Genomic DNA, 26,074 nt, shown 5'->3' with positions numbered 1-26,074 from the left:
CAGCTGTAATTTAAATAATGAATGTTTAATTAATATACGTTATTTTCTAGTAACCGTGTCACTTCTGGGAAAAATTCAATCTCCATTCTAACCATCCCCTGCGATGATGGTCTTTTTCTTGCTTTAACATACGAAGGTAATCAATCATAGTATATGTTGAAAAGGAGGGATTGGTTATTAACAATCCAAGTGACGGGCCAGCTCAAGATAACCAAGATTTAATGGAACAAATTCGTTTTTATCAAAAATGGTTTGAGGACAGTAAAAAAGAAGATCCATACCCTCAATATCCTGTCTATGGAAAGATTACGCAATATAAAGAAGTACCTCTTACCCAACCTGAACAAAGGCAGCTTCGTCAACCAGGGCTCGAAAGCTTAATGGTGCCGAAGCCTATCATTGAAAACCCTCATTATAAAGGTAGTGGAAAATTAAAAGGGAAAGTAGCCCTTATTACTGGGGGTGATAGTGGGATGGGTGCAGCTGCTGCGATTGCCTTTGCGGAAAGAGGAGGCCGACGTAGCAATTGCTTATTTAGATGAGCATAGGACGCTACTCGAACTAAAAATTGAATTGAGGAACTAGGAGAAAAATGTTTACTCCTTCCTGGGGATCTCCGTGAAAAAAAACATTGTGCAAATATTGTTTATGAAACCATTAATACGTTTGGACGCTTAGATATATTATGTAACCATGTTGGCATTCAGTTTCAACAAAATGACCTGACTGACATTACAGATGAACAATTCGATGAAACGTTTAAGCTTAATATTTATTCACATTTTTATACGACAAGAGCGGCCCTCCCTTATTTACAGGCTGGTAGCTACATAATTGGTACCGCATCTGTAGTAGCTTATGCTGGTGAGCCTTTATTAATCGATTACTCTGCCACAAAAGCAACTGTCGTCGGCTGGACTCCTTCTTTAGCAAAGAGCATGGCTAAAAAGCAGATTCGCGTCAATGCAATTGCCCCGGTCGAATTTGGACACCATTAATCCCCTCCAGTTTTTCCTCTGACGAAAACGCATTGCACGGAGGGAATCTTTTTAACCGAATGGCACAGCCCTTTGAAGTGGCCCCGACATTCGTTTATTTAGCATCAGATGATTCTAGACATGTAATGGGACAGGTTTTACATGTGGATGGCGGAAAATCCACCAATTCGTAGCTACGTAAAGAAAACTCAGGCAACACGTAATTGTATGCTGAGTTTTTTTAATTTTTCTTTTCAATTTTTTATAGATGGTTCAAAAAAGATGTTAACGATTCAACTTTGCCTCTTTATTTCATTTACTTTTCAATTTATTGACAGTGGTTATGTTCATAACTACAACAACATACATTAATTGCGGGATAGCAACTTTAACATCGCCCCCAAGATGTTTTTGTACAACGCTATCCCAGCTTTACATCGTGGTTTTTGGCGATCATAATTCTCTCCTATCGGCTTTCTCTACGTTGTTATCCCTTCCGTAGTAAAGAATAAATCAACATATCTCTACATTCGCCAGTCACACTATGACATTCATATTGTCTTAAATAGCCCTCTTCTTTAAAATTGAATTTCGTTAATAACTTCCTTGATGCTATGTTTTCTTCAGCAACAATGGCTTGTATCCTCACTAACCCTAACTGATTAAATCCAATTGCCAATACTTCATTCATAGCTTCTGACATAATACCCTTATGCCAATATTTTTCTGATAACTCATAACCTATTTCAGCCCGTTTACCCTCAAATTCACTTAAAAATATAGTGCCTATCACCTCATCTGACATTTTATCAGCAATAGCAAAACGAATTATCCACCCCTTTTCAAAGCCCTCATTCCAAATATGAATGACCTCAATACTTCTTTCAATGGCTTCTGGACCATTCCAATCCAAATAACTATAGATGTTTTCATTAGAATAATAATTGTATAATGATGGCGCATCGTCTCGTTTTAATTTTCTTAATCGAATTTGTTCTGTTTGGATGGTCTGAAATGACATGCCCAATAATTCAGTAAAATTCATCGCTCTCTCCCCTTTGGTAATTCTTGTTATACCTGTAATATAGCTGATTATTAATTTTGATAAAACCTCAATATTCCTTCATAAAAGAAAAAAAGCCATCGCGATTTAAAAACGCAATGACTGTTGATTTGCTGCTTTTCTTTTTTCATTTAAAATGATTCTCTGGATGCTCTTTAGTGATAAATAATATTTTTCAGCTAGCGTTTCTCTAACCATTCCAGATAAAAAATCATTATAAATATTGGCATTTCTCAAATCCAATTCAGCTTTTATAGTGGTACGAGATCCCCAGCTCATTTTATGTTGTTCTTTCCGCGGGATATAAATATATTCGCCATCCATATATTCCTGAATGGCCGCTAACAACTCTTCAGGTAAAATATGCTTTGCTTTTTTATAGCTCATGTTGCACTCCTAAATGTGTAGATTTTTTTAGGAAAAGCAACGGCTATGCTCAATATTTTTTTGCCATAGCCATTGCTATGCAAACATCATATATTTCCTCACGCAATTATCACCCCTTCATTCACGCCTTTTTATATCCATATTATAGAATATAAACCAATATATGAATGGTGTAATTAATAGTCCACTTTAAAGTGATCCCACCTTAGGCATTCCCCTATGCACCTTTGACCATTACATTCATATAATTAGATTGAAGGGAGTGGCATAGTGCCTTGGCAACATAAAATTTACTATTTAATCGGGCAACCGGTCGGTGTTTCATTGACGAATGGGCAAGGAACATCTGGTGTTCTTTGTGGCGTTTCAGGTGGGAAGCTTCTTGTCCTCGAATATTTGTATCAAAGTCAATTTGCTTTAAAGCAGTATGATTTTCATATGATTCAAGATGTCAATGGTTTTCCGCCTTGTCAAACGCGGCAGCCGTTATATTAAAAACATCCGTGTAGGATGTTTTTTTGATGGCACCATTTAATATTAGTTACTTAGATGATGATCGCTCCTCCATTTGAATCTTATACATACAATTGATATGGAGACCTTTGTGGGATACTGTGGAAATGTAGGCAATTTCAATAATTATTTGTGGCGGAAATGATGGCAGTGGTAACAGTTCAACTTTCGTGCTCATCGTTGTCCTATTCATTCTTCTCAATATTGTTGGTGCAAGCTTCATTTGCTAATGGTCATATGAAGGCTTTAGCTTCTGTTTATTTCTAATGATGAAAAAGCTTAAAGCCTTTTTTATTTCCCCTTCACCCAATTCTAACCTGTTATGAGATAATAAAAATATATTTCTTACGCCATTGAAGATAGATAACTATCTCCAAATGATAACTTAACATAATAATAGTATTGTAAAGTTCTTTCTACTTTACATGACACTCCTTTATTGGTTCTAGGGGTCACTTTCATCCAAGTGGCCTCTTTTTGCATCCTTTTACTCTATTATAGATTTTCTAGAACTATCGTTTTAGTAGAGAGGAGGAAAACAAATGGGCATTAATTTAAATTTTTGGTCCTTTATTTTATCTTTAGGTTGCATCCTATTATTTTTTCTGTCCGGTTCCTTAAAAGACTTTTTTGTCACCTATGTCCATCTTCACCCATTGACACTGACAATGCTATTGTCAATCGTATGCTTCTATCTAAGTGTTGTAGGAATGAAAGATGTCAGAAATTTAGCGACCTTGCTGAGAGGCATTGTGACAATGGCTTTAACACTGATTTTAATTGTGAGTATTTCTTTTATTTTATTTTTTGGTAATTTATAAAGTAAAAGAACGCCAGCTTGCCTGATTATTAAACAAGCCTTCTTGACGAACATTTGTTCTATGTATACAATAATAAAAAAGGAGGCTTGTTTATGCAAGACACAATTAACATTGAATTAGTACATTTTTCAGAAGACTATGCAGACCAGTTAAATGAGTTTGAATTGCCCGTAGAACAGCACCAATTTACTGCCTTACCAAAAGAGATTACTATCGAAAAAGTGGGACAGTACCCTATTGTGATTTTAAGTAATAAAATACCTGTTGGTTTTTTCGTACTTCATACAACTGAAAGAGTACAGGAATATTCTAGCAATCCACAGGCGATGTTACTTACCGCTTTATCTATGGATCATAAACAGCAAGGTAAGGGTTATGCAAAAAAAGCAATGCTTTTACTGGCTGACTTTGTCAAGCATGAATTTAAAGAATTTAACGAAGTAGTGTTAGTGGTAAATCACAAAAATATCGCTGCGCAGAATTTGTATCTCAACGTAGGTTTTGAAGATAATGGTGAAAGACGAATGGGACCAATTGGTGAGCAAATAGTGATGCAATTGCACCTTTAAGGAGACAGTCACTCATTTTCGATGTTCAAATGAGTGACTTTGTTATCCGCTGTCATTCGTACCATTCATTATTAGGCACTAAATTCACTCACTCGATTGTGCATTCAATACCGCTATTGCCATCCACCTCTATATAACCAGCATAAATATATTTCAATGCGATATGTTTCGTTGTTGTAATCGTTTCTAGCAGAAGTTCCATCTCATTCATCTCTTTAATAATGCCACCATATTGAACAAAATTAGCCTCTTCCCAAATAGTTAACATAATATAGTTACGTTCTGCTAATGCACGTGTGATGGTTTGCTGTAATTCCTCCAGTTCCCATTCTGCACGTTCCCGTGGCGGTTCTGTCTGCACCTCTTGCTTCCACTTTTTCAAAAGCAGTAAATGCTCTGGAAGCATCATCGATGTCCATTTCATAGCTCCTCGATCTTTAATCATATTATCTCACCCTTTCAGCTCAGTTACGGGGGACGCTTGCGAGAAAACTAAAACGTTGAAAGTCATGACTGCTTTGCTAAGATTTCCACGCCGCCCTCAAAACAAAACATACGTTCTTTTTATTATACGCACATACGTTCTTTAATAGCAGTGGTAATTTAATACAATTCCTCTAGCATATGCTTGCTAAGAGTTCTAGACAAACGCTAGGCATTTGTATAAGTCTATAAACATTTCAATCATAATCTGTGATGATGATGAATATCACAATTTTAGTGAGAAAGGATGTAAATATTAACACAAATGTCGATTATACATCGCCTTCTGCAGAGTTTACCTTTGATGTCAACAAAAGTACGCTTTTTAAAAAAGATGCACGAAATTACATTAATATCCTTGGCGTAGAACAATTAAATACATTAGAAAATACATCTTTACTGGATATTTTTTTAAGCAAAGATAATGTCATTGAGCCACACTATCACCAAAATGCAGCTGAGCTTGTCTATTGTATTTCTGGTGCAGCAACGGTTTCCCTATTAAATCCCTTTACAAAAAAACTTCAAAACTACCCAATTAAGCCTGGGCAAGTAGCTAATATCCCACAGGGCTGGTGGCATTATGAGGTTGCCACAGAAGATAACACCCATTTGCTTGCTATCTTTGACGCTCCAACACCAGAGGTTATTTTAGGCTCCGATATATTGAAATTTACACCTGCCAATATTATGGCGCATACCTATTGTTTAGATGAGGAACAATGGAAGAAAACCATTGCACCCATTGTTCCATCTACTTATATTGGGCCACCAAAAGGCTGTAATCGAGTGGAATCGGCAACTGATAATTCTTCATGCAAGCAAAAGAAGCCATCCATGAAACCATGTCCATACCCAAACCCATACCCTTATCCATATCCATACCATTACCCTTCCCCACATATGTATGCGTATGGCACGTATTATTAAAATACCCCTTGTATTAAACTTTTATTGTAAAAGATGAATAGAATGTCATAAACTGTTCCATCCTAATCTTAGATAAATACTAGGAGTTAGGAAGTGTCACAATAACGATGATAAATGACAAACTAGCATCATTACAATTTAAGGAGATGTTTAGGCTTTGGTCGCAGCTCGGTGTCAATCAAAGCTATATTGCTTCAAGCCATGCCTTTTTTAACCATACCCGAGATAAAAAATTAAAGATTATGATTTTGGAATTCATTCAATGTTTAAAAGAGGAAAATAAACAGCTGACATTATTATTAAAGGAAAATGGTGTTCTTGCCCCCACTACAACTATGTCATACAGTAAAATGAAAATGACGGATATACGTGGAAAATCCATCATTAATGATAGTGAAATTAGTGCCATTTTATCTATGAATATTGCTTCCTCTTTACTTGCTGTAAGCCAAGCATTGGAATTGTCAGTAAAGAAAAAGCATCTTGCCAAATATGGTGAACTCCATATGCGCTATGCTATACTTGGGTCTAAGTTGATCGAACTGAGTAAAATTAAAGGCTGGCTTCTAGCACCAGCCCAATAAAAATGTTGGCTGAACGAAATCATTCATTACGTTGCACATTATTAAATCTACTTTTAATAGTGTGTTTTTTTGTACATTTTAAATATTAAACAATAGCAAAACCACCTACTCGTTATATGTAGGTGGTTTTAACATTCAATCATCTTCTATCGACTTCTTACAAACAGGAGCTTATACCATTGATTTACGAGGAACGGTAACACGGATAGACTATAAATAAAGCCTAATTGGGCAATTGTTAATGGAGCCACTTCAAAGACCGTTGTTAGCATTGGCATAAACAATACAATGTGCAAGCTTAGGACACCGATTAAAAATGCAATCCATGCATATTTATTCGAAAAGACACCAATCGTAAAGATCGATTGTTTAGCTCTGGAGTTAAAGCCATGCACTAATCTTGATAAACAAAGTGTTGTAAACGCCATTGTACTTGCCGTTAATGTATCGCCAGTTGATAATCCAATTTGAAAAGCAATGATGGTAGAGATGGCAATTAAAATTCCTTCTAGCACCACCTGTGTCGTAAATGATTTATTTAATAGAGGGGTATGAACATTTCTAGGCTTGTCCTTCATCGTTTTCTTATTATTCGGCTCTAATCCGATTGCGATTGCTGGAAGACTATCTGTTAATAGGTTGATGAATAATAGATGAACGGGTGCAAAAGGAACTGGTAAGCCGAGTACTGTAGCATATAGCACTACAAATATAGCTCCTGCATTCCCTGATAATAAGAACAAAATGGCATTTTTAATATTTGTATAGATGCTCCGACCATTGGCGATCGCCTTGACAATCGTAGAAAAATTATCATCTGTTAAAATCATGGATGAGGCATCTTTTGCGACCTCCGTCCCAGTCACTCCCATTGCCACCCCGATATCTGCTTGTTTTAGTGCCGGCCCATCATTGACGCCATCCCCTGTCATCGCGACAACATGACCCTTATCCTGCCACGCTTTGACGATACGAATCTTTTGAGCAGGTGTAACACGCGCATACACAGAATAATCATCAACTTTTTCCTGTAGCTCTTGATCTGTGAATTTTTCGAGAGCATGTCCTTCAATGGCTTCATCTGGATTTTTTAAAATCCCAATTTGTTGGGCAATCGCTGTAGCTGTAATTTTATGGTCACCTGTAATCATAACTGGCTTAATGCCTGCCTTAATACAATTTTCTACAGCTTCTTTGGACTCTTTTCTTGGTGGGTCCATCATAGCCACTAAGCCGACAAATATTAAATCTCTTTCTACTCTTGTATCAATTGTTTGCTGCGGTAAAACATCTTTGTAGGCAATGGCTATCACCCGTAAACCATTCCTCGAAAAATCATGATTGACCGCTTCGATTTTTTGGCGATGCTGAGCTGTCATCTCAAAAATGCCTGTTGCCGTTTTTATTCTAGTCACTTTAGGCAAGAGAACATCTAATGCTCCTTTAGTAATCATAACAGGCTGTTTATCTATTTTATTTACAGTACTCATAAGCTTTCGTGCCGAATCAAATGGAATTTCAGCTAGTCTTGGATATTGCTCGCGAATCATCAATTCATCTAAGCCGTAATGCTTTCCTAATTTCACAAGCGCTATTTCTGTCGGATCACCAATTTCCTTGTGCTCACGCTCGACAGCATCACTACATAAAAGTGCCTTTACCATCAGTTCTTTTTCCACTGAATTTGTTGGGTTTAGCCAATCATGAGGAATTTTTTTCTGATCGACAAAAACTTCCTGTACAACCATTTTATTTTCTGTTAAAGTACCCGTTTTATCAGAACAAATTACAGATACACTTCCTAAGCTTTCTACCGCATAAAGCTTACGGATAATGGCATTTTCCTTCGCCATCTTTTGTGTACCGAATGCTAAGACGATTGTAACGATGGAACTCAAAGCCTCAGGAATAGCTGCGACAGCTAGAGATACGGCAAACATAAAGGATTCTACCAATGCTCGTCCACGAATAAGATCAATTGTAAAAATGGCTAAGCAAATGATTGTAATACCTAATGCTAATTTTTCACCAAATTGATCCAGGCTAATTTGTAAAGGTGTTTTCTTTTCCTTAGCCGTATCGAGTAAATTAGCAATTTTCCCGATTTCAGTCTGCATCCCGATAGCTGTAACCATTACAATGCCTCGTCCATTGGTCACGAAGCTACCTGAATACACCATATTTTTCTTATCGGCAATCGTAACATTGTTTTTTCGAATAGGGTCAGTACTTTTGGCAACGGCAATTGATTCTCCAGTAAGAGAACTTTCATTGATATGCAAATTATGACTTTCCAATAGTCTGCCATCTGCATTGATGTAATCGCCAGCCTCTAACATAAGAAGATCCCCCACCACAATTTCCTCAGAAGGAATTTCCATAAGCTGATTATTACGCATTACTTTGGCAATCGGCGAGGTTAGCGCCTTCAGATTGTCTAAAGATTGTTCAGCTTTAACATGCTGTACCGTGCCTAAAATAGCATTTAGAAAAACAACAATCATGATGACAATTGTACTTTCTACCTCTCCAAGTAGAAAGGAAACGAAGGCAGCGACCAATAAAATAATGACTAATAAATCTTTGAATTGGCCCATAAAAACAGCCCATGTACTAGTCTTTTTACCTTCCTCTAATACGTTATAGCCATAGACTTGTTGCCTCTTTTGAACATCCCCATCGGTCAAGCCTTCTGTGGTGACGTTCAATATCTTCATGACTTCAGTAGACGATTGTTGATGATATTCAGTCATAGGGTTCTCCTTCCATTCACAAGATTTAAAGGTCACATACTATTTTCTGGAAAATAATAGGCACCATAAAATCTCAAACTTCATCAGTCTGTGTGAAATTCATTAACTACAACAATCTATTCCATAGTTAACTAGAGTATGATAATAAACTAGTGAGAAATTAATTTTTATAGAGAAAACTCAAATAGATTCACTTAGACAAAAAAAAGCACTGGGAATGTTTTATTTTCCCAATGCTTATAAAGGCAGTTATGATTGTATGGGTCTCTCTTTATGGGCCACTAATAAGTAATCCAAGGCACTCATGCGCGTAAGCTTGTGCGTGAACTTTATGGCATCTGCATGAGAGGCAAATGTAAAGTGTTCGAGTTCGTCTGTTGGTATAAAATGATCCACTGTTTTCCGAGTCAATTTTCGTACAGATAATGTGTGTGAATCCTCTTCATATAATATGATAGCACCTACATTTCTATAAAAAGTTTGATCAATCGTCGCGATGACTTTGACATTTTGAAAATCGGTTAAATCTACTTGCATCTATTACCAACCTCCTCTATCCTTACATTCGCTATCAGGCTGCTATTATCCTGCTATAGCAGGATCACTTTTGGATAATTTCACCATTTATTATGAGTGATGCTGCGCTGATGAATAATCCGCAGAATGCTCATGTGAGACAGGCGCTCTTTTAATGGAGAAGATAGCACATCCTAAAGCACAGAGAACTAATAGAGTTCCGAAACTTGCTAAATGCATGACAGAACCAGTAAAGGCAAATACGGCACCACCCAGCGCTGAGCCGATGGAAATCCCGATTTGAAGCGCAGCGGTATTTAAGCTTTGCTGTATATCGGATGATTGAGGATCTGCTTGAATTAAATAATTTTGTAATGGCGGTGTTAAAGCCCAGCTCAATGCTCCCCATAAAACGGTAAACAGTAAAAAGACCGGTAAGGCAATGACTGTATAAGGGATACTAAACAAGACAAGCGCAAATGTAGAGACGATTAAAATAAGGGCTTTACTTGTCCCGATTTTATCGCTCACCCAACCACCTACAGCATTACCGCTCACAGAGGCAATACCAAAGATTAAGTAACAAATACTAATCCATGAAGCATTCATATCAAAGGCTTCTACTAAAAAGGGTGTTAAATATGCGTAGAGCATATAATGACCTGCTAGCATAAACAAAGTCGTTAATTGCGCTGTAAGGATTTTTAAATTCGCCAATGACTTCATTTGCTTCTTCAGTGGTACGACTTCCCCGATTGGCATTTTGTCTAATAACAAAGCTATTAAAACCATTGAGATTGTTGAAAGAATACTAATGCCTAAAAATACGGCTCTCCAACCGAAAGCTTCCGTAATAAAAATCCCCATTGGCACACCGATAACAAGTGCAGAACTTACGCCCATAAAAACAAGCCCCAATGCTTTCGCACGGTGTCTAGGCTCTACAATTCTCGTTGTAATCGTTAATGATAGAACGATGACTAATGCTGTACTCATCGCTGTAAAAATTCGGGCAATTAGGACAACGGTGAACGTTGTACTAAAGAAGGTCATTAAATTACCTAATGTAAAAATAAATAAGGATATAAGGAATAAGCGTTTTCGTTCTACCTTCGCTGTCAAAGATAGTAGAACAGGCGCTGAAATCGCATAAACAAGTGCAAAAATAGTGATTAATTGCCCTGCTGTTGCTAAAGAAACATTCAAATCCTTTGCAATATTTGGTAGGATTCCACCTACGATTAATTCAACTAAACCTACTGCAAAGGTAGTCACCGCAAGAATATAAACTCTCCAATTCATTGAAATCTCCCTTTCGTTACATTTTCACTTTTATAGGAGATTTTTCATCAGCCATGATACCCCTGTCCAGATTTTGCAGAAGAACTTGCCACATAAGCTCTACTGCAAAATCTGTAATATATGTTTGAGGCTGCATGAGCTTGATTCAGCAGACATTTCTATATCAACATCATGGGCTGCATCAAAATAAAAAAATCCTGACTACAAAAATGAAACAAAGTTTTGTAGTCAGGATTTTATGGTTCCTGGTAGAGACCCTCAATCCATATTATTGAGGTTATACAGTTCAAATATTTACTTTAGCTATAGTAGCACATGAAAAATTTATTGACAATACCTTTTTTTCATAGAGTTCATTTCATAAAAATTTCGTTTACTCGAGAGAAAATTTCGATTTTCTGCTTATATTTTGATGAATTTGACCATACATAATAACATACAATAACTATTTTACGAGGTGATTGTTTGCGAATAGTAGGATTTGTATGCTATTTTTTATTACTATTTTATGGTGTTGAATTAGTAGCCGAAGAGCTCACAATCGAAGAACCAGCTCTCAGTTCTCACATAAGAAGTAATCAAACCCCTATTAAAGAAACCGTTGAAAATTCAATGATTTGTGTTTATTATCCCTCTTATAAAATATGTAAAGATGTACCATCCCATAAAGAGAAAGAGGCCACTATTAAAGTAGCCTCTTAATCATTTCTTATTTTGAGCCAACGTGAAAATGCTTAAATGGATAGACGATTAATTTCGACTCGCCATAAACAGCATCCTCTGAAATTAAACCATAATGGCGACTATCACTACTTTTTAGGCGATTGTCCCCAAGCACAAAATACATGCCCTTTGGCACCTCTTTTTCATTCACTAATTGCTCTAATGTAAAGTTTTCAGTAATGCGTAATTGGTTAGGATCATCTGTTTCACGATTGACGTAATCTTCTTTGTAGGCTTTGCCATTCACATACAATACATCATCTTTCATTTCCACCTTATCACCTGGTACACCGATGACACGTTTAATATATAGTTCATCTTCTACAGGTGATTGGAAAACAATTTGATCAAAACGCTCGATTTTACTTGTTTTACTTACAATTATCACATCTTTATCATGGTAGGTTGGGTACATCGATGCCCCCTGTACTTTAATGGGGGCAAATAAAAATTGCTTACAGCCAAACACGACAATTGCTGTAATGACAATAATTTTGATGTAGGATAATAGTTCTTTTTTAAAGCTTGTTGTTTTTTCCTCTTGCATGTTCATTCCCCGATACTGTTTTTTTAATAGTATAACATTTTCTATACTTCATTGACGAATGAATCACACAAATTGTTTCATTCGCCATAAAAAATAGACAAGGCTACTATGTAGCATTGTCTAGAAATATCTGATTCTGTTTATTTGCCAATTAAGAATGGTTAGATTGTGGAGCAACCTGTTGCTGCTCGTTCAATAAATCTACTGCTAATACGATACCAACTGGTAATGCAATTGCTAATAAAATTGTGCCTATAATCATCACAATCACTCCTTTGAACCATTTCTAATATCAGTATACATCGAATTTTCAGATATTTCAAGAAATATAGATAAATGATTCATGTCAAAAAAAATCATTCAACTAGGCATGCACCCTACATGAATGATTTTTTATGCACTACATAAATAATTTTAAACATAATATTTGTAGGCCTCTAATAGTTGAACGGACTGGATTTCTTCGCGTTTTGCGTTTAGGTACATAGCTTTGCATGCAATGATTAAGAGCTGTATACCTAAGGACCTGGGTCCTCCCATTCATTCATCTCCCTCCCTTCATGGCCAAAAATTTTACATATATATTATACTTGTTGTAAGCAAAAGCTTACTTGCTTTGTAAATGGTTTTTTAGATCGGCTTGTATTTTTTGAAGCTCTTCCTCGTTCGGAATGTAGTACCAAATGCGGTTAATCCTTTCACCATCACCTTGTTCAAATGATAATTGCTCAATACCCTTATCCATTTTCTTATAAATACCTTGAAGCTGAATAAGCTCTTTTACTGAGAAATTCATGCGAACGTTATCGCCTAAAACCGTCAGCATATCTGTTGCCTTTAATAATGTAGCCGGAGTTGAGGCCTTTTTCATAACCGCTTCAATAATTTGTCGCTGTCGAATTTGACGTCCAAAATCTCCTCGTGGATCTTCATAACGAATACGGGAAAAAATAAGTGCTTCATTACCATCTAATGTGATTTCTCCTTTTGGGTAATGATATTCGTCATAGGTTAAATCCATATCATTGTTAATTGTCACGCCACCAAGCGTATCTATAATTTGTAAAAAGCCCTCCATATTAATAAACACATAGTAATCAATCGGTATATTTAGAAAATTTTCTACCGTATCTACAGCCATTGGAACACCACCAAAAGCGTAGGCATGATTTATTTTATCAACGGTATCATGACCGACAATTTCTGTACGAGTATCACGGGGAATACTAAGCATTTTCATTGTTTGCTTTTCCGGATTCACAGTAATCACAATCATCGTATCAGAACGTCCACTATCATCTTTTCGTTCATCTACGCCTAGCATCAGAACCGAGAAAGGTTCTTTTTTAATCACTGTTTTTTCTTCTAGCTGTGCTGCATCTGTTGTTTGTAAAAGTGGTGTATTTATTTTGTTCATTGTTTTTTGGATGGTAAAGTAGGCAGTTCCTATAAAAATTAAAAAAATAGTTAGTAGGCTACCAACGATCCACAGCCATAATTTTTTCTTGCTCTTTTTCTCTTTAGAGCGTTTCATGTTTTTTTCCATACGTTAGTCCTCTCTTGCTTAACAATTTTGCCCCTCTTTTTGACGTATTAAGTTGGAAAAAAGTTTATCTAGTCTACTTATATGCATATTAGACGAAAAAAAGACGTACACTAGTATTTACTTTATTTACCCCAAACTATTCCCACATTTGTTATTTCATTTCCTTTACTATTGTATGTTTCTCCGCTTTAATAAATTGAAAATTCATTATTGTTGATTTATAATATTTTTAAGATACAACGTCTCTATATTAGAAACGTTTTACCAACTTATTATTGCTTACCTTTAGGAGGAATCACCCTATGTTTCAAACAAGAAGAGAGAAGTTAGTTTCCCGTATGCAGCAGCATATGGATATAGCTATTTTGGTACCAGGGCCAAATATGCATTATTTTACTGGTCTTCATCTAAAGCAAAGTGAACGTCTAACATTTGCTGTTATAACGGCTAATAATGATTTATATTTTATTTTGCCACAAGTAGAACTAAATAAAGTTGATCTTAGCAATGGTGGCGTTATTTTATCCTATTCTGATGAGGAAGGGCCTACACTGGCGATTCAGCGACTAAAAAAGGAAATGGGAACATTGCAGACCATTGGTGTAGAATTTGACACTATGCGTGTCCATGAACAGAAATCGATTGAAATGCTTACATATGAAAACTTATCTGATATTGGCGAGTCCATTCGCGAATTACGCATGAAAAAAGATCTGCAAGAACTAGCCTACATGCGACAGGCTGTACAAATTGTCGAGGAAAGTCTTGCAGCTACTTTACCGACGATACAAGTGGGTGTGACCGAAATGGAAGTAGCAGCTCAATTGGAATATGAAATGAGACGTCGTGGTTCAGAAGGAACACCATTTGGCACTATTGTTGCTTCAGGTTATCGTGGTGCACTCCCACATGGCAGAGCAAGCACTAAAAAAATAGAAGCAGGCGAATTCACTGTCATTGATTTTGGTGCTATTTATAAGGGCTATGTGGCTGATATGACTAGAACAGTAGCTTTAGGAGATGTATCTCCAACGTTACAAAACATTTATAGCCTTGTTAAACAAGCCAATGAAGCAGCGATAGAAGCTATTAAGCCAGGGACGACTGCCCAAAGCCTAGATAGCATTGCAAGAGAAATTATTCGCGATGGTGGTTATGGTGACTATTTCACACATCGACTTGGTCATGGCATTGGTTTGAGCGCTCACGAAGAACCTTACTTAATGCAACGTAACTCACTTGTGTTAGAAGAAGGCATGGCATTTACTGTGGAGCCCGGAATTTATATACAGGATGTTGCCGGGGTTCGGATCGAGGATAATCTCATAGTTACGAATAATGGTTACGAGAATTTAATGACCTTTTCAAAAGAATTAATCATTTTATAAGGCTGGTGAATGCAATGATGGATATGATGACCATTCAAAAGGATATGCCCCTGCTAGAGCAATATATATATTTGAATACAGCTGCCGCTTCGGCCATGCCTCAGCCTGTAGTGAATGTTATGATAAGTTATCTTCAAAAACAGGCGAGTATCGGCCCTTATTTACCTTCTTTTCGTAAAGAAACGTATGAACAGGTAGAGCAAATTCGGGAAAAAACGGCTTTATTTATCGGTGCCAAAAAAGAGGAAATTGCCTTTGTACCAAATGGTTCAATGGCTATTAATTATATTTCAGGTGGCATAGATTGGCAATTAGATGATGAGGTGATCATACTTGATACAGAAATGTTAAGTAATTATGTACCTTGGCTTGCCCTTCAGCAACGAGGAGTTCACTTAAAAGTTTTGAAAACCAATGCGGACTATATAGTGGACTTACAAGAGCTTGAACAGCTCATAACACCTCGTACAAGATTAATAGCCTTTGCCCATATGTCAAACGCTGCAGGTGCCCTTCAGCCAGCAAGGGAAATCTGTCAGCTTGCTCAACAATACAACGTGCTTACGTTCATTAATGCCAATCAAACAGTCGGTTTACTCCCTATCCATGTGGAAGAGCTAGGCTGTGATTTTTTAGTCGCTAGTGGGCGAAAGTGGCTACGTGGTCCAGAAGGCTCTGGTCTTTTATATGTGCGACAAGCCTTGATTCCAACCATTACCCCTATCATGATCGGCTGGGGTAGCACGAACTGGAATTATGAAAACAACGATTACTCATTCGTAGAGACAGCTAAACGTTTTGAGCCAGGCTGTCCTGTCATTCCAAGTATATTAGGGTTAGGGGCGGCCATCGATTACGCAAATGCGATTGGTATGCAGCCAATATATGAGCGTGTTCAACAGCTGACGAAGTATTTAATCGAGCAGCTTAAAACGATTCCAGGCATTGTCCTCTATGGCCCACAAAATAGCGAATATCGATTATCGGTTACACCCTTTAATATTGAGGGACTTGCTCCAGATGATGTTACTAATTTTTTAGCAGATCGAGGCATTATTATAGAAGCTGGTACTTTTATGGCTAATACTATCATGGAGCGCAATCATATTCGTAAAATGGCTCGCTTTTCACCTCATTATTTTAATACATTCGAAGAAATCGATAGCGCGGTAACCAGCATCAAGGAATTCATTGAGCTAACCAAAACAAAGGCCCCAGATAGTCATTAACTATCGCGGGCTTTTTTCCATCCTTATTCTTGGTACAATTTAAAGCTATATTGATCGAAATATCGTTGAATATTCATCGCGCCGTACTGAAGAACATTAATCATTTCAGGTAGCTTCTCCTCTGTTGGTTTACGATAAATTGGACCCGCAATGGTTAGAGAAGCAATCACTTCTTTTTTGCTATTAAAAAGAGGGACCCCTACCCCAAATACCGAGTGAGAATATTCTCCCGTAGTAAAGCACCAGCCTTGCTGTTGAATTTTCTCCAAATCGGCTAACATTTGATCAGGGTCTGTAATCGTTTCTGGGGTTACTTTTTTCATGCCATGGTCCATAATCTCTTTTTTCTTCTCCTCTGGAAGAAAAGCCATGATTGTTTTACATGATGCCCCGATATGTAATGGGGTGCGTGTGCCAATTGACACAGAAAACTTAATAGTTTGAGAACTCTCTGCAATCTCTACTGTCACGCCATCTGTGCCATCTAGCCATGTTAGAAATACGGATTCCTTAATGGCTTCAGCCAGATTTTTCATAATGGGTAATACAAAATCAGAAAGGTTTAATTTATCCTTTACCATCTGACCGTACTCTAGAAAACGAAGCCCAAGTTCATACTTCTTTGTCTCAGGGTGTTGAATTAGAAAGCCCTGATTTTCAAATGTAGCTAAAATCCTATAAATAATAGAATGGCTAATGTTCATTTCTTTCGCTAATTCTCGAACACCCCATGTAGGATTTTCTTTATTAAAATATTTTAGAACCTCTAATGAGTTATCTAATGTTTTTAATGTCATCTTACACCTCATATGTCTCTATAATAGAACCGTAATTGTATTATAAAATGAAGGCGGACAATTTTCAATAAATTCAACTATTTTACAAATTGATGCACATATTTTTTTCTGCAAAGATTCAACAACATTTAGTAGATGATCAGATGTACCTCTAGCTCGCTTTCCTGTTTATGGTATTTGACTAGTCTTGAGGCTATGCTTTCATTCCTTCTTGTTAGTTAATCAACAAATATACAATAAAAAATCAACCCACCTCTAAAAAATTGATCGAGGTGAGTTGATTTGGATAGGTCATCTTCTTACATAAAATAAATTTTAGTTATTCATTTTTATTTTGAATGCCCTGTACTAGCTTCTCTTGAATCTGTAAATATTGGGCAATTTCTGTATCATCTAATACTTCAAAAAGTTGTACAAAGACTTCTTTCCCTATAGATTGAGCCTTTGATAGGGCTACTTTTCCCTCATCAGTAATGTCCAGGCGAATGGTACGGCGATCAGATGGATCATACAGTCTTTCAGCTAATCCAAGCTTGACTAATTTTTCAGCAATGCTTGTCATTGCACCTTTTGTATAGCCAATGGTTTCAGCTAATTCTGCCTGTTTTTGAGGGCCTTTAACATGCAGCTCATTTAATACTAAAATTGGTGAAATTCCTAATGGATAAGGAAACGCTTTTGTAAAACGTATAATATTGGCGTTATTCACCTGTTCAATCATATGAATCAGTTTAAAAATACTTGTCTGTTTCAAAAAAATCCTCCTCAAACGCCTAGCATTAATGAAGCATTAATGAACCACCATCTACCATAATCGTTTGACCTGTAATGTATTGCGAATCGTCGGAAGCTAAGAAGACAGCTACTCGTCCGATATCCTGCTCAATATGACCAAAACGACCTAGTGGAATTTTATTTCTCACTGCTTCATAATACTCTGGCTGTGCTTTTGCCCATGCTTGTACACCTGGTGAATCTGCAAGTGGGCTAATGATATTGACGTTAATGCCATATCTGCCCCATTCATTTGCAGCAACACGAGAAATGCCTCGGATTGCTTCCTTAGCTGCAGCATAGGCTGCCTGTGTCTCATGGCCTTGGATACCTGCTCCAGATGCAAAGTTAATAATATTACCTTGTGTTTCTTTTAAATGTGGTAATGCAGCCTGCATTAAATAAAATGTCGGATAGAAACCTGTTCCAAATGATAAGTCAAGATCCGCTTGTGTTGTTTCTTCTATTGTAACTTGTTTCGCAGCATGAGCGTTATTAACTAGCACATCTAGTTTACCGTATTTTTCTACAACTGTATCGATAATTTTTGGTAATTGATCTCGTTCCATTAAATTTGCTTGCAAGAACATAGACTTTGGAGAAATTTGTTGTAAATCTTTCTCCATGGCTTCGCCTGCTTCTGCATTTAAGTCAACAATCGTGACAATGGCTCCTTCCTTTGCCATTGCTTTAGCCATACCACTGCCAATACCACCTGCACCACCAGTAATAATGACTACTTTGTTATCTAATTTACCCATTCATACACATCTCCTTCTAATCTATTCAAAAAATAGTTTAACAATAAACTATTTATATTTAAACTATTTTACTTCCGTCACAGCTCCCATTCTATTTCTGTTAGAAAAAACAACAAAAGACATATATTTTCAAATACATACAAGCATCATTTTTATTTGACACGAATATACTGTAGCAGCTAGCTAAATTCACTTTCAGGAAAGGAGTTGTTGAAAATGGGTGCTAAATGGATAAAGCTCTCAGTCTTCTATTTATTGATTGTTTTTGCTTTTGGACTGTTTATGCATTATACTGTTCAACTTCAATGGAAAGCGACACATGCTCATATTGGTGTGGTAGGTTGGCTGACTACTGGATTCATTGGTTTAATTTATTCGACTTATAAAGATGCTGCGGAAACAGGTCTCGCTAAAGCACAGTTCTGGCTTTATAATATTGGTCTTCCATTCCTATTAGTTGGAATGATGATGGTCTATCTAGATGTGCCACGGTGGTTATTTGAGCTATTCGTTTCAGGTGGCGGCATTGCTGTAGCCCTTTCCGTACTGTTATTCTTTGTCAATGTCTTTAAATATGTGAAATAAATAAAATGCCCTAATTTAGTAGAAGTGGGATTAGACTATAGATCAACTCTAAAACTTTTGAGTTGCCTATAGTCTTTTTTCATTTCCATGACAATCCATCAAGAGCAGTAAAATTCATGAAGAAAAGTACTAGTTACCTCGGGAGCGTCCAGGAGGAAAATGATAAAAGCCATCGAGATTAGTATTCTCAATGGCTCTTATCTACGGTCTGACCCGTGTTATTTTATTATCTAAATTATTGTAAGGAATTAGCTTGCATTTGATACATTTTTTCATAAATTCCACCAAGCTCAAGCAATTCATCATGTGTGCCATTCTCGACAATTTCCCCTCGATCTAACACTAGGATTCGATCTGCGTTTTTAATCGTAGAAAGTCGGTGGGCAATAATAAACGTTGTTCGTCCTTTTTTCAGGACATCCATGGCATGCTGAATAATCTCTTCTGTCTCTGTATCAATATTAGATGTTGCTTCATCCAGTATTAAAATGGCTGGATCGAAGGCAAGAGCTCTTGCAAAGGAAATGAGCTGACGTTGTCCTGAAGATAATGTACTTCCCTTCTCGATTACAGGCTCATCATAGCCATTTGGTAAATTCGCTAAAACACGTTCTCCTCCAACAGCATTTAAGGAAGCCTTAATCTTTTCTGGAGAAATGTTTGGGTTATTTAAGCTCACATTGGAGGCAATGGTTCCCGTGAATAAATACGGGTCTTGAAGCACAATTCCCATATGCTCCCGCATTGTTTGACGAGGGACAGATGTAATATCAACACCATCAATGGTTATTTTCCCTTTTGATGGATCATAAAAGCGGAATAGTAAGTTCATAATCGAACTTTTCCCGGAGCCTGTATGACCAACTAAGGCGATGGTTTCACCTTGATGTGCCTCGAATGAAAGGTTCTTAAGTACGTATTCATTGTCCTTATAGGCAAATGAAACATCCTCGAAAAGCACATTGCCCTTATATCTTGGTAAACTTTTTTCTGATACAGGCTCACCATCTGTATCTAGCACCTCAAACACACGTTTCCCAGCAATTAGAGAACGTTCAAGCTGAGAAAATTGGTTCACGATATTCGTAATAGGATTAAATAGCTTTGTTAAATAATCGACAAACGCATATAATGTACCCGCTGAAATCACTTCAGTGGCTGTATAGGATTGTGTACCAAAATAGACAATAAAGACTGTAAACATAATCATCCTTAAAGTATTCACCAGGTTAAAGGATGTGGCTGAATCAAGAACTAAAAGCTTTCGCTCGTAAGCGTAATGCTCATTATTCATATCATCAAATTCCTTCGTCATTTGTTGCTCACGTCGGAATGCTTGAATAATGGTCATCCCTTGAATAGATTCATTAATCATGGCATTAATATCGGCAATTTTCGTACGGATCACATCATTATATTTGGAAGCAAATTTTCGATACAAAATCATCCATAAATACACAATAGGAATCATTGTTAAAGCAAGCATTGCCATTTTCCAATTTAAAATAAAGAGTGCTATATAAACTCCAAAGATGGATATAAAGCTTGTCACAAAATTGGAGAGCACCTGTACATATAAATTTCGAACCGCCTCTGTATCATTTGTAACACGCGCAACAATTTTGCCCGCTGGTAAATTATCAAAGTACTGGATCGGTAATGTTTGAATATGTTCAAACACATCTTTACGTAATTTTTGAACAACCCGATTCGCACCTATTTGTAAGTAAATATACATAAAATAGCGTAATATCGCTGTAGCAATAGCTAATAGTAAATAAACAATTAATAACCAAGTAATCGGTTTGATTTCAATATGACCAATCGTCATGTAATTATCAATAATATGTTTAGCAATAAATGGCCCAACAAGCTCCGTAAAAACGGCGATTGTTAAGAAGAATAAGCCTAGAAAAATAGGCTTTTTAAAATACATTGCATAGCGCATTAAACGTTGACTCGTACTCATGAGGCACCTCCTTCTAGCTGCTGACGGTCAAATTGCTCCTTGTACCATCCTTGTCGTGAAAGAAGTTCCTCATGTGTTCCTTGCTCAACAACTTGCCCATCATCCAACACGATAATAATATCAGCATGTTGAATACCCGATAATCGGTGCGTGGTAATAATCGTTGTTTTCCCATCACGCTCTCGCTGAATATTTTCAATAATTCTAGCTTCTGTCTTTGCGTCAACAGCTGACAGTGAATCATCTAGCATTAAAATTTCAGGATCTTTAATTAATGCGCGAGCAATGGATACACGTTGCTTTTGACCGCCCGAAAGAGATACACCTTTTTCACCTACAAGCGTTTCAAGACCCATTGATAGATTTTCTAAATCCTTTTCAAAATACGCCGCACGTATCGCCTGCTGCAATTCTGCCTGGGTCGCATCTTCTTTCCCGAATAATATATTTTCACGAATAGTCCGTGAGAATAACACATGGTCTTGTGGTACATAGCCAATCCAATCTAGAATCTGCTCCTTCGTTTGAGCCGTAATGTCAATACCGTCAATAGAAAGCTGTCCCTGACCGATTGGATATTCACGTAATAATTGACGGAGGAAGGTTGTTTTCCCCGCGCCTGTCTTTCCAACAATTCCAAGTGTTTGACCTTTTTTCAATGACAATGAAACTTGTTGTAGATTTTTCACTTGGCTCATTGGATATTGGAATGTTAAATCATCAAAACCAATCGCTTTAGGTGTCGCAATCATTTGGGGATTCGGAATATTTTGAACATCCGCCTCATAGTTTAACGTTTCCTGTACACGATCGAGTGATGCATTCCCTTGTTGCATGACATTGATCAGCTCTCCAATGGCAAATATTGGCCAAACCGCTAATCCTAAATAAACATTAAAGGTAACAAGTTGCCCTACCGTCATGGCCTCCGTTGCCACTAAATGAGCACCATATCCGAGCGCAACAACATAGCTGATTCCTGTGCCCACTTTAGTAATCGGGCCAAATAAAGCGTTAATTTTAGCCGTATGAATATTTTTCTCATAAACGATTTCACTCATATCCGCAAAATTAGCCTCATCCTTTTTTTCCTGCACATAGGCACGCACTACTCGCACACCTGCGACTGATTCAAGAACACTGTCGTTTAATTCTCCAAAAGAATCCTGAGCCTTCATATAACGTTCATGAACAATCTTTCCTAAATATTGAATGAGGATGGCCATAATAGGAACGGGTAGCATAGCAAAGAGTGTTAGCTTCCAAGAAATCATATAGCCCATTGCAAAAATGATAAAACCCATATAAATCGTTGAGTCAATCAACGTCATAATCCCAAATCCCGCAGTCGTAGAAACGGCATTTAAGTCATTTGTTGCCCGAGCCATTAAGTCCCCGGTGCGATTTTTTTCATAAAAGGTTGGAGTCATTCGTAAAAAATGCTGCATCAAATTACGACGTAAAATTTTTTCAAGGTTAATAGCCCCTTCAAATAGTCGGAATTGCCACACAAAATTTAGCAGATAACCCCCAATAATAATCCCGACAAAAATAAACACATACTTTGTTAAAATAGCTGGCGTCATTTCCCCTGCAGTCAATATATCAATAATTGAGCCCAGTAAATACGGAGGGACAACCTCTAACCCACTGGCAATCATCAATAGCACAATCGCGACTGTATATTGTTTCCAATATCGTTTGAAGAACCAGCCTAATTTACTTAAAACATCAAACATACATGATAACCTTCTTTCTTCCGTACTGTTGTAGCATGGCTACCCACTTTCTAGAAATTCCTTTTTGAAAATCATTCGTCGTACAGTGTTTCGCATAAACATACACTCCTTTTTTGGTTTTCACTATAACCTTTTTAGGCACCAAAAAAGACACATACCCCTCCAAAGAGCATGTGTCTCTTATAAAAGGCAGGAACAAATCCATACCTTTATGTGCAATCTTAAATAAGCGTTAGGCATGGACAATGTATGTAGCTGTGATTGAATATGATACTGATGAAATTAACATTGTCATGCCCTCCTTTGGTTTATTTGTTATAGTGTTCTTGAAGATTATCACACTATAGAAATAATTGTCAACTATTCCCCAGTTATTTTTTATCATTTTCAGGGAAATAGTTAGCGCTTTAAAGCACTAAAATACAATTTTATACCAAAGACCCAAAAGGAAAGCATGTTCGTCATTTATTGCTTTTAACATTACATTATTTTTTGATAGCTTACATTAACCTAAAGACTGAAATGAACTGGCGTGAGAAAAATTTTGCTACGAGCTCAGCGATCTTTTAAGAAAGTAGCATTCTTCTTTTTCTTTCTAGCTGTCTATATATCATCATTATTATTTTTTAGTTATTTATTATTTAGTTATTTATTAATTAGTAGTGGCGGGTTTTCCGTTACTGGTTTAGCCGTTTACGGATAACCCGTAAGCGGTGATTTTTGCATGTATTGCCTGTACCTCTTTTTTAGCTAGCAACTAGACTCCAAATTTTCTCAAACCTACCGAAAAAACTATGTTTATATATTATATCGTTACAGCATAATCATTCACCCCTTCTATAGTACGATCTATCAACTATATAACTAGTTAAACATCTTCTAGGGACATATTCGGTCATTTATTGAATTTCCCACTATCGAATATTCCTAAAATTTTCTTCTCGTGATACACTTTTTAATAATAGTCATTTAAGTAAGGGGTCTTTACGTTGAAATCATTTTTCATTGTAGGGATTGGCGGCATTGTTGGAGCCATTTGCCGATATGGCCTGAGCCTTGCCATTCCAAACTCGGAAGGTTTTCCATCCACAACATTATGTATAAATTTACTTGGCTGCTTTTGCCTAGCATGGCTTTTCACTACTTTTACAAAGCGCACACCCGTTGTACTTGGGATTGGCACTGGTTTTTGCGGAGCCTTTACTACTTATTCAACATTTTCCTTAGAGACATTATTACTCGTTCAACAAAATGAGTGGCTCCTAGCAGTTCTCTATGTTGTCATAAGTGTTGTAGGCGGTTTAATATGCGCCTGGTTGGGTATTCGTCTTGCAAGGGGGCGACTGGCATGATTCTTGTCGGGATTGGTGGATTTTTTGGCGCCATTTTAAGGTTTTATTTAGGCAAACTATTGGCCCATCCGTATCCGTGGGCAACTTTTATTATCAATTGTACAGGTTCCTTTGCACTCGGTCTTGTTTTTGCCCTCCATCTCAGTGATTGGTTATGGCAGCTGATTGGCATTGGTTTTTTAGGAGCTTATACAACATTTTCGACTTTTGGATTTGAATCATTACAGTTAATTGAACAGCGAAAATGGGGGCAAGTAATAAGCTATATCGCTAGTACCCTGCTGTTTGGCATACTATTTGCCACCATTGGTTATTTTGCCGTGTAAAAGAGGTGATAGGAATGACACAGCCATCCAATGAGCTACTACAAGAATTAGAACTTGAGATTGAACATGCACTCTCTACCCTGATCGACCTAGAATTAGCAGAAAATTATGCGGCGATGAACACACAATTTGCTCAACTACTTGCAAAGGTTCAGGCAGCACAGCTCATCGACTATAAGCTTGATGTTCTCGTAGAGCCCCAAGCCTTTGCCACGGAAACTTGTATTCTACTACAAAGCTTAATTGAAGCGAAGACAAGGCCCAATAAGCGGCATCGATTATTAACACATCGGATGATATTAAAAATATGGTTACGGAAAAATCAACGCTTCATGAAAGAATTTTTACCGCAAATGTTTTAGGCGTCTCTTAGTTTTATAAGGGCGCCTATTTTAAATGTATAGGTTCTTTTATTTTCCCATCCTCTGTCGAATCAAATGCAGTTGTCTGTTGTGAATCTAGCCTTTTTCCTTCTGTCATCTTGTGCAGTTAATTGATGTGATTTACCTCAAAACTTGACTCACCGTATTCTTTTGCCCTTGCTCTACTGAAAACGTGTCCCATACTACTTTCAACAAAAAAGGAAAAAGTTCGATTGGTAAACAAATCGTTTACCAATCGAACTTTTAAGGACTTGAATAACAAACACCTTTTATTGCGGGTTATCATTATTAAGTGCTATTCTTTTATTGCTTCATACGTAAATACCTGTGAACCATTTGTTGGATATTTATTATACTCATAATCTGAAGAAATCGTTACATCCTTAAATCCAATATCTTGTAAAATTCCTCTAAACTCTTCTACTCCATACCACTTTAACGGGAAGATCTCTAACTCAGTATCAATTAGTTTAGTGTTTTCCCATTTCTGATATTTATTGTGAGTAATCGTAAATTGATTAATGTAATCCACATCTACCAATACTTCTTCCAATGTTATAGAGTCACCGTTTTGATTCTTAAATACTCTAGTTGAAACATACCCCTTCTCAAAAGAATCAGGAAGGAAAGTGTCTACTATTAAACGGCCTCCATCCTCTAAATGATCATAAAAACACTTTAAGGCTTTTAAAGAATCTTCTCTTTGATGTAATAATAGGAATGAACCAGTCGGAATAATAATCGCCTCATATTTTTGTTCCAAAGAAAAATTGCACATATTTAATGAATATAGATTTGGTGTAAGCTCACTTTCTGCACAATTTTTTTTGCATAATTGTAACATGTCATCAGAAAGATCAAAACCTTCAATATTTAGTCCTTTATGCAATAAAGGTATTAGGATACGACCATTACCAACGGCAGGCTCTAATATCTTTCCCTTTACACCTTCTAACCTTTTTGAATAATACTCTACATCTCCAAATGATTTACCAATATATTTATCTATATCATATAATTCTGTAGATAAACTACCATAAAAGCTTACCATCACGAT

At 36.9% G+C, this 26,074-nt stretch carries 27 protein-coding genes, 2 pseudogenes and 1 riboswitch; of the genes and pseudogenes, 14 read left to right on the top strand and 15 right to left on the bottom strand.

All coding sequences use genetic code 11. The features are described 5' to 3' along the window. The first annotated feature begins 221 nt into the window (after positions 1-221). A pseudogene (locus AC1Q6O_RS14140) lies at positions 222-1,171 on the top strand (SDR family oxidoreductase). Positions 1,172-1,464: 293 nt separating this feature from the next. On the opposite strand, the gene AC1Q6O_RS14135 reads toward AC1Q6O_RS14140, so the two are convergent. Further along, on the bottom strand, positions 1,465-2,022 hold the full coding sequence (locus tag AC1Q6O_RS14135) for a GNAT family N-acetyltransferase (RefSeq protein ID WP_492401545.1): 558 nt from the start codon (positions 2,020-2,022) through the stop codon (positions 1,465-1,467). A 105-nt stretch (positions 2,023-2,127) separates the two neighbouring features. Continuing rightward, positions 2,128-2,427, bottom strand: coding sequence for a CD3324 family protein (locus tag AC1Q6O_RS14130; protein WP_089987372.1), 300 nt, complete (start codon positions 2,425-2,427; stop codon positions 2,128-2,130). A 270-nt stretch (positions 2,428-2,697) separates the two neighbouring features. On the opposite strand from AC1Q6O_RS14130, the gene AC1Q6O_RS14125 reads away from it, so the two are divergent. The 4 genes and pseudogenes from AC1Q6O_RS14125 (at position 2,698) to AC1Q6O_RS14110 (ending at position 4,330) form a co-directional block, all read left to right on the top strand. Beyond that, complete coding sequence (locus AC1Q6O_RS14125; protein ID WP_025117363.1) at positions 2,698-2,922, top strand: hypothetical protein; 225 nt, start codon at positions 2,698-2,700, stop codon at positions 2,920-2,922. Positions 2,923-3,019: 97 nt separating this feature from the next. Further along, positions 3,020-3,170, top strand: a pseudogene (locus AC1Q6O_RS14120) (YjcZ family sporulation protein). 312 nt (positions 3,171-3,482) lie between these two features. After that, entirely contained in the window at positions 3,483-3,761 is a 279-nt protein-coding gene (locus tag AC1Q6O_RS14115) for a hypothetical protein (protein WP_008181928.1), read from the top strand. A 92-nt stretch (positions 3,762-3,853) separates the two neighbouring features. Further along, entirely contained in the window at positions 3,854-4,330 is a 477-nt protein-coding gene (locus tag AC1Q6O_RS14110) for a GNAT family N-acetyltransferase (RefSeq protein ID WP_036126585.1), read from the top strand. A gap of 88 nt (positions 4,331-4,418) precedes the next feature. On the opposite strand, the gene AC1Q6O_RS14105 is transcribed toward AC1Q6O_RS14110, so the two are convergent. Continuing rightward, entirely contained in the window at positions 4,419-4,775 is a 357-nt protein-coding gene (locus tag AC1Q6O_RS14105) for a YolD-like family protein (protein WP_089987373.1), read from the bottom strand. Positions 4,776-5,068: 293 nt separating this feature from the next. Here AC1Q6O_RS14105 and AC1Q6O_RS14100 point away from each other — a divergent pair, with 293 nt between their 5' ends. Both AC1Q6O_RS14100 and AC1Q6O_RS14095 read left to right on the top strand, forming a co-directional pair. Further along, the gene (locus AC1Q6O_RS14100) at positions 5,069-5,743 is read left to right on the top strand and encodes a cupin domain-containing protein (protein WP_237068898.1); all 675 of its coding nucleotides are present in this window, start codon (positions 5,069-5,071) and stop codon (positions 5,741-5,743) included. A 107-nt stretch (positions 5,744-5,850) separates the two neighbouring features. After that, entirely contained in the window at positions 5,851-6,327 is a 477-nt protein-coding gene (locus AC1Q6O_RS14095; protein ID WP_008178489.1) for a DUF3231 family protein, read from the top strand. Between the two features lie 146 nt (positions 6,328-6,473). Here the strand turns inward: AC1Q6O_RS14095 and AC1Q6O_RS14090 are convergent, their stop codons facing one another. The 3 genes from AC1Q6O_RS14090 to AC1Q6O_RS14080 all read right to left on the bottom strand — a co-directional run bounded on the left by AC1Q6O_RS14090 (position 6,474) and on the right by AC1Q6O_RS14080 (position 10,898). Continuing rightward, positions 6,474-9,080 carry a cation-translocating P-type ATPase gene (locus AC1Q6O_RS14090; protein ID WP_089987375.1) on the bottom strand — a complete coding sequence of 869 codons (2,607 nt, stop codon included), beginning with the start codon at positions 9,078-9,080 and terminating at the stop codon, positions 6,474-6,476. 249 nt (positions 9,081-9,329) lie between these two features. After that, the gene (locus AC1Q6O_RS14085) at positions 9,330-9,617 is read right to left on the bottom strand and encodes a hypothetical protein (protein WP_008178492.1); all 288 of its coding nucleotides are present in this window, start codon (positions 9,615-9,617) and stop codon (positions 9,330-9,332) included. Between the two features lie 90 nt (positions 9,618-9,707). Next, on the bottom strand, positions 9,708-10,898 hold the full coding sequence (locus AC1Q6O_RS14080; RefSeq protein WP_025117356.1) for an MFS transporter: 1,191 nt from the start codon (positions 10,896-10,898) through the stop codon (positions 9,708-9,710). A gap of 205 nt (positions 10,899-11,103) precedes the next feature. Continuing rightward, a riboswitch (purine riboswitch) is annotated at positions 11,104-11,203 on the bottom strand. A gap of 160 nt (positions 11,204-11,363) precedes the next feature. Here AC1Q6O_RS14080 and AC1Q6O_RS14075 point away from each other — a divergent pair. After that, positions 11,364-11,600 (top strand): hypothetical protein, encoded by a 237-nt coding sequence (locus tag AC1Q6O_RS14075; protein WP_008178497.1) that lies wholly within the window; start codon positions 11,364-11,366, stop codon positions 11,598-11,600. 7 nt (positions 11,601-11,607) lie between these two features. On the opposite strand, the gene lepB is transcribed toward AC1Q6O_RS14075, so the two are convergent. The 3 genes from lepB to AC1Q6O_RS14060 all read right to left on the bottom strand — a co-directional run bounded on the left by lepB (position 11,608) and on the right by AC1Q6O_RS14060 (position 13,714). After that, positions 11,608-12,168: a signal peptidase I gene (lepB, locus tag AC1Q6O_RS14070; RefSeq protein WP_036126595.1), complete on the bottom strand. Its 561-nt coding sequence runs from the start codon at positions 12,166-12,168 to the stop codon at positions 11,608-11,610. A gap of 151 nt (positions 12,169-12,319) precedes the next feature. Then, the gene (locus AC1Q6O_RS14065; RefSeq protein WP_008178501.1) at positions 12,320-12,430 is read right to left on the bottom strand and encodes a hypothetical protein; all 111 of its coding nucleotides are present in this window, start codon (positions 12,428-12,430) and stop codon (positions 12,320-12,322) included. 345 nt (positions 12,431-12,775) lie between these two features. Then, a complete protein-coding gene (locus AC1Q6O_RS14060; RefSeq protein WP_089987376.1) occupies positions 12,776-13,714 on the bottom strand; it encodes an LCP family glycopolymer transferase in 939 nt (312 codons plus the stop codon). 302 nt (positions 13,715-14,016) lie between these two features. Here AC1Q6O_RS14060 and AC1Q6O_RS14055 point away from each other — a divergent pair, with 302 nt between their 5' ends. Together AC1Q6O_RS14055 and AC1Q6O_RS14050 are read left to right on the top strand one after the other, a co-directional pair. Further along, the gene (locus tag AC1Q6O_RS14055) at positions 14,017-15,102 is read left to right on the top strand and encodes a M24 family metallopeptidase (protein ID WP_492401542.1); all 1,086 of its coding nucleotides are present in this window, start codon (positions 14,017-14,019) and stop codon (positions 15,100-15,102) included. Positions 15,103-15,116: 14 nt separating this feature from the next. Continuing rightward, positions 15,117-16,331: an aminotransferase class V-fold PLP-dependent enzyme gene (locus AC1Q6O_RS14050; protein WP_492401541.1), complete on the top strand. Its 1,215-nt coding sequence runs from the start codon at positions 15,117-15,119 to the stop codon at positions 16,329-16,331. Positions 16,332-16,354: 23 nt separating this feature from the next. Here the strand turns inward: AC1Q6O_RS14050 and AC1Q6O_RS14045 are convergent, their stop codons facing one another. The 3 genes from AC1Q6O_RS14045 to AC1Q6O_RS14035 form a co-directional block, all read right to left on the bottom strand. After that, entirely contained in the window at positions 16,355-17,128 is a 774-nt protein-coding gene (locus AC1Q6O_RS14045) for an IclR family transcriptional regulator (RefSeq protein ID WP_008178508.1), read from the bottom strand. Positions 17,129-17,447: 319 nt separating this feature from the next. Further along, positions 17,448-17,882 (bottom strand): MarR family winged helix-turn-helix transcriptional regulator, encoded by a 435-nt coding sequence (locus AC1Q6O_RS14040; protein WP_025117349.1) that lies wholly within the window; start codon positions 17,880-17,882, stop codon positions 17,448-17,450. A 25-nt stretch (positions 17,883-17,907) separates the two neighbouring features. Continuing rightward, positions 17,908-18,663 (bottom strand): SDR family NAD(P)-dependent oxidoreductase, encoded by a 756-nt coding sequence (locus AC1Q6O_RS14035; RefSeq protein ID WP_008178510.1) that lies wholly within the window; start codon positions 18,661-18,663, stop codon positions 17,908-17,910. Between the two features lie 216 nt (positions 18,664-18,879). Between AC1Q6O_RS14035 and AC1Q6O_RS14030 the strand changes: the two genes are divergently transcribed. After that, positions 18,880-19,248, top strand: coding sequence for a hypothetical protein (locus tag AC1Q6O_RS14030; RefSeq protein ID WP_008178511.1), 369 nt, complete (start codon positions 18,880-18,882; stop codon positions 19,246-19,248). Positions 19,249-19,483: 235 nt separating this feature from the next. Here the strand turns inward: AC1Q6O_RS14030 and AC1Q6O_RS14025 are convergent, their stop codons facing one another. Together AC1Q6O_RS14025 and AC1Q6O_RS14020 are read right to left on the bottom strand one after the other, a co-directional pair. Next, positions 19,484-21,217, bottom strand: coding sequence for an ABC transporter ATP-binding protein (locus AC1Q6O_RS14025; RefSeq protein WP_089986377.1), 1,734 nt, complete (start codon positions 21,215-21,217; stop codon positions 19,484-19,486). Further along, positions 21,214-22,956, bottom strand: a complete 1,743-nt coding sequence (locus AC1Q6O_RS14020; RefSeq protein ID WP_008178515.1) for an ABC transporter ATP-binding protein — start codon at positions 22,954-22,956, stop codon at positions 21,214-21,216. The genes AC1Q6O_RS14025 and AC1Q6O_RS14020 overlap by 4 nt, the downstream gene beginning before the upstream one ends. A gap of 989 nt (positions 22,957-23,945) precedes the next feature. Between AC1Q6O_RS14020 and crcB the strand changes: the two genes are divergently transcribed. Genes crcB through AC1Q6O_RS14005 form a run of 3 tightly spaced genes read left to right on the top strand, consistent with a single transcriptional unit; the run spans position 23,946 to position 24,996 of the window. Next, complete coding sequence (crcB, locus tag AC1Q6O_RS14015) at positions 23,946-24,308, top strand: fluoride efflux transporter CrcB (RefSeq protein WP_008178520.1); 363 nt, start codon at positions 23,946-23,948, stop codon at positions 24,306-24,308. Then, positions 24,305-24,634: a fluoride efflux transporter FluC gene (locus AC1Q6O_RS14010; RefSeq protein WP_008178522.1), complete on the top strand. Its 330-nt coding sequence runs from the start codon at positions 24,305-24,307 to the stop codon at positions 24,632-24,634. The genes crcB and AC1Q6O_RS14010 overlap by 4 nt, the downstream gene beginning before the upstream one ends. 14 nt (positions 24,635-24,648) lie before the next feature. Continuing rightward, positions 24,649-24,996: a hypothetical protein gene (locus tag AC1Q6O_RS14005; RefSeq protein WP_239355155.1), complete on the top strand. Its 348-nt coding sequence runs from the start codon at positions 24,649-24,651 to the stop codon at positions 24,994-24,996. 316 nt (positions 24,997-25,312) lie between these two features. On the opposite strand, the gene AC1Q6O_RS14000 is transcribed toward AC1Q6O_RS14005, so the two are convergent. Further along, on the bottom strand, positions 25,313-26,068 hold the full coding sequence (locus AC1Q6O_RS14000) for a class I SAM-dependent methyltransferase (RefSeq protein WP_346037859.1): 756 nt from the start codon (positions 26,066-26,068) through the stop codon (positions 25,313-25,315). Positions 26,069-26,074 lie beyond the last annotated feature (6 nt).

This window comes from Lysinibacillus sp. GW823-FHT06C08 (assembly GCF_058795135.1).
The sequence above is the reverse complement of the archived record's forward strand: the minus strand, read 5'-3'. Positions and strand labels throughout refer to the sequence as shown.

What these genes read in the sequence shown, in the direction of transcription:
- AC1Q6O_RS14055 (WP_492401542.1), top strand. Translation starts at nt 14,017, where the DNA reads ATGTTTCAAACAAGAAGAGAGAAGTTAGTTTCCCGTATGCAGCAGCAT.
- AC1Q6O_RS14115 (WP_008181928.1), top strand. Translation starts at nt 3,483, where the DNA reads ATGGGCATTAATTTAAATTTTTGGTCCTTTATTTTATCTTTAGGTTGC.
- AC1Q6O_RS14045 (WP_008178508.1), bottom strand. Translation starts at nt 17,128, where the DNA reads ATGACATTAAAAACATTAGATAACTCATTAGAGGTTCTAAAATATTTT.
- AC1Q6O_RS14065 (WP_008178501.1), bottom strand. Translation starts at nt 12,430, where the DNA reads ATGATTATAGGCACAATTTTATTAGCAATTGCATTACCAGTTGGTATC.
- AC1Q6O_RS14080 (WP_025117356.1), bottom strand. Translation starts at nt 10,898, where the DNA reads ATGAATTGGAGAGTTTATATTCTTGCGGTGACTACCTTTGCAGTAGGT.
- AC1Q6O_RS14085 (WP_008178492.1), bottom strand. Translation starts at nt 9,617, where the DNA reads ATGCAAGTAGATTTAACCGATTTTCAAAATGTCAAAGTCATCGCGACG.
- AC1Q6O_RS14110 (WP_036126585.1), top strand. Translation starts at nt 3,854, where the DNA reads ATGCAAGACACAATTAACATTGAATTAGTACATTTTTCAGAAGACTAT.
- AC1Q6O_RS14025 (WP_089986377.1), bottom strand. Translation starts at nt 21,217, where the DNA reads ATGAGTACGAGTCAACGTTTAATGCGCTATGCAATGTATTTTAAAAAG.
- lepB (WP_036126595.1), bottom strand. Translation starts at nt 12,168, where the DNA reads ATGCAAGAGGAAAAAACAACAAGCTTTAAAAAAGAACTATTATCCTAC.
- AC1Q6O_RS14010 (WP_008178522.1), top strand. Translation starts at nt 24,305, where the DNA reads ATGATTCTTGTCGGGATTGGTGGATTTTTTGGCGCCATTTTAAGGTTT.
- AC1Q6O_RS14130 (WP_089987372.1), bottom strand. Translation starts at nt 2,427, where the DNA reads ATGAGCTATAAAAAAGCAAAGCATATTTTACCTGAAGAGTTGTTAGCG.
- AC1Q6O_RS14020 (WP_008178515.1), bottom strand. Translation starts at nt 22,956, where the DNA reads ATGTTTGATGTTTTAAGTAAATTAGGCTGGTTCTTCAAACGATATTGG.
- AC1Q6O_RS14005 (WP_239355155.1), top strand. Translation starts at nt 24,649, where the DNA reads ATGACACAGCCATCCAATGAGCTACTACAAGAATTAGAACTTGAGATT.
- AC1Q6O_RS14035 (WP_008178510.1), bottom strand. Translation starts at nt 18,663, where the DNA reads ATGGGTAAATTAGATAACAAAGTAGTCATTATTACTGGTGGTGCAGGT.
- AC1Q6O_RS14050 (WP_492401541.1), top strand. Translation starts at nt 15,117, where the DNA reads ATGATGGATATGATGACCATTCAAAAGGATATGCCCCTGCTAGAGCAA.
- AC1Q6O_RS14105 (WP_089987373.1), bottom strand. Translation starts at nt 4,775, where the DNA reads ATGATTAAAGATCGAGGAGCTATGAAATGGACATCGATGATGCTTCCA.
- AC1Q6O_RS14090 (WP_089987375.1), bottom strand. Translation starts at nt 9,080, where the DNA reads ATGACTGAATATCATCAACAATCGTCTACTGAAGTCATGAAGATATTG.
- AC1Q6O_RS14095 (WP_008178489.1), top strand. Translation starts at nt 5,851, where the DNA reads ATGATAAATGACAAACTAGCATCATTACAATTTAAGGAGATGTTTAGG.
- AC1Q6O_RS14135 (WP_492401545.1), bottom strand. Translation starts at nt 2,022, where the DNA reads ATGAATTTTACTGAATTATTGGGCATGTCATTTCAGACCATCCAAACA.
- AC1Q6O_RS14000 (WP_346037859.1), bottom strand. Translation starts at nt 26,068, where the DNA reads ATGGTAAGCTTTTATGGTAGTTTATCTACAGAATTATATGATATAGAT.
- AC1Q6O_RS14060 (WP_089987376.1), bottom strand. Translation starts at nt 13,714, where the DNA reads ATGGAAAAAAACATGAAACGCTCTAAAGAGAAAAAGAGCAAGAAAAAA.
- AC1Q6O_RS14030 (WP_008178511.1), top strand. Translation starts at nt 18,880, where the DNA reads ATGGGTGCTAAATGGATAAAGCTCTCAGTCTTCTATTTATTGATTGTT.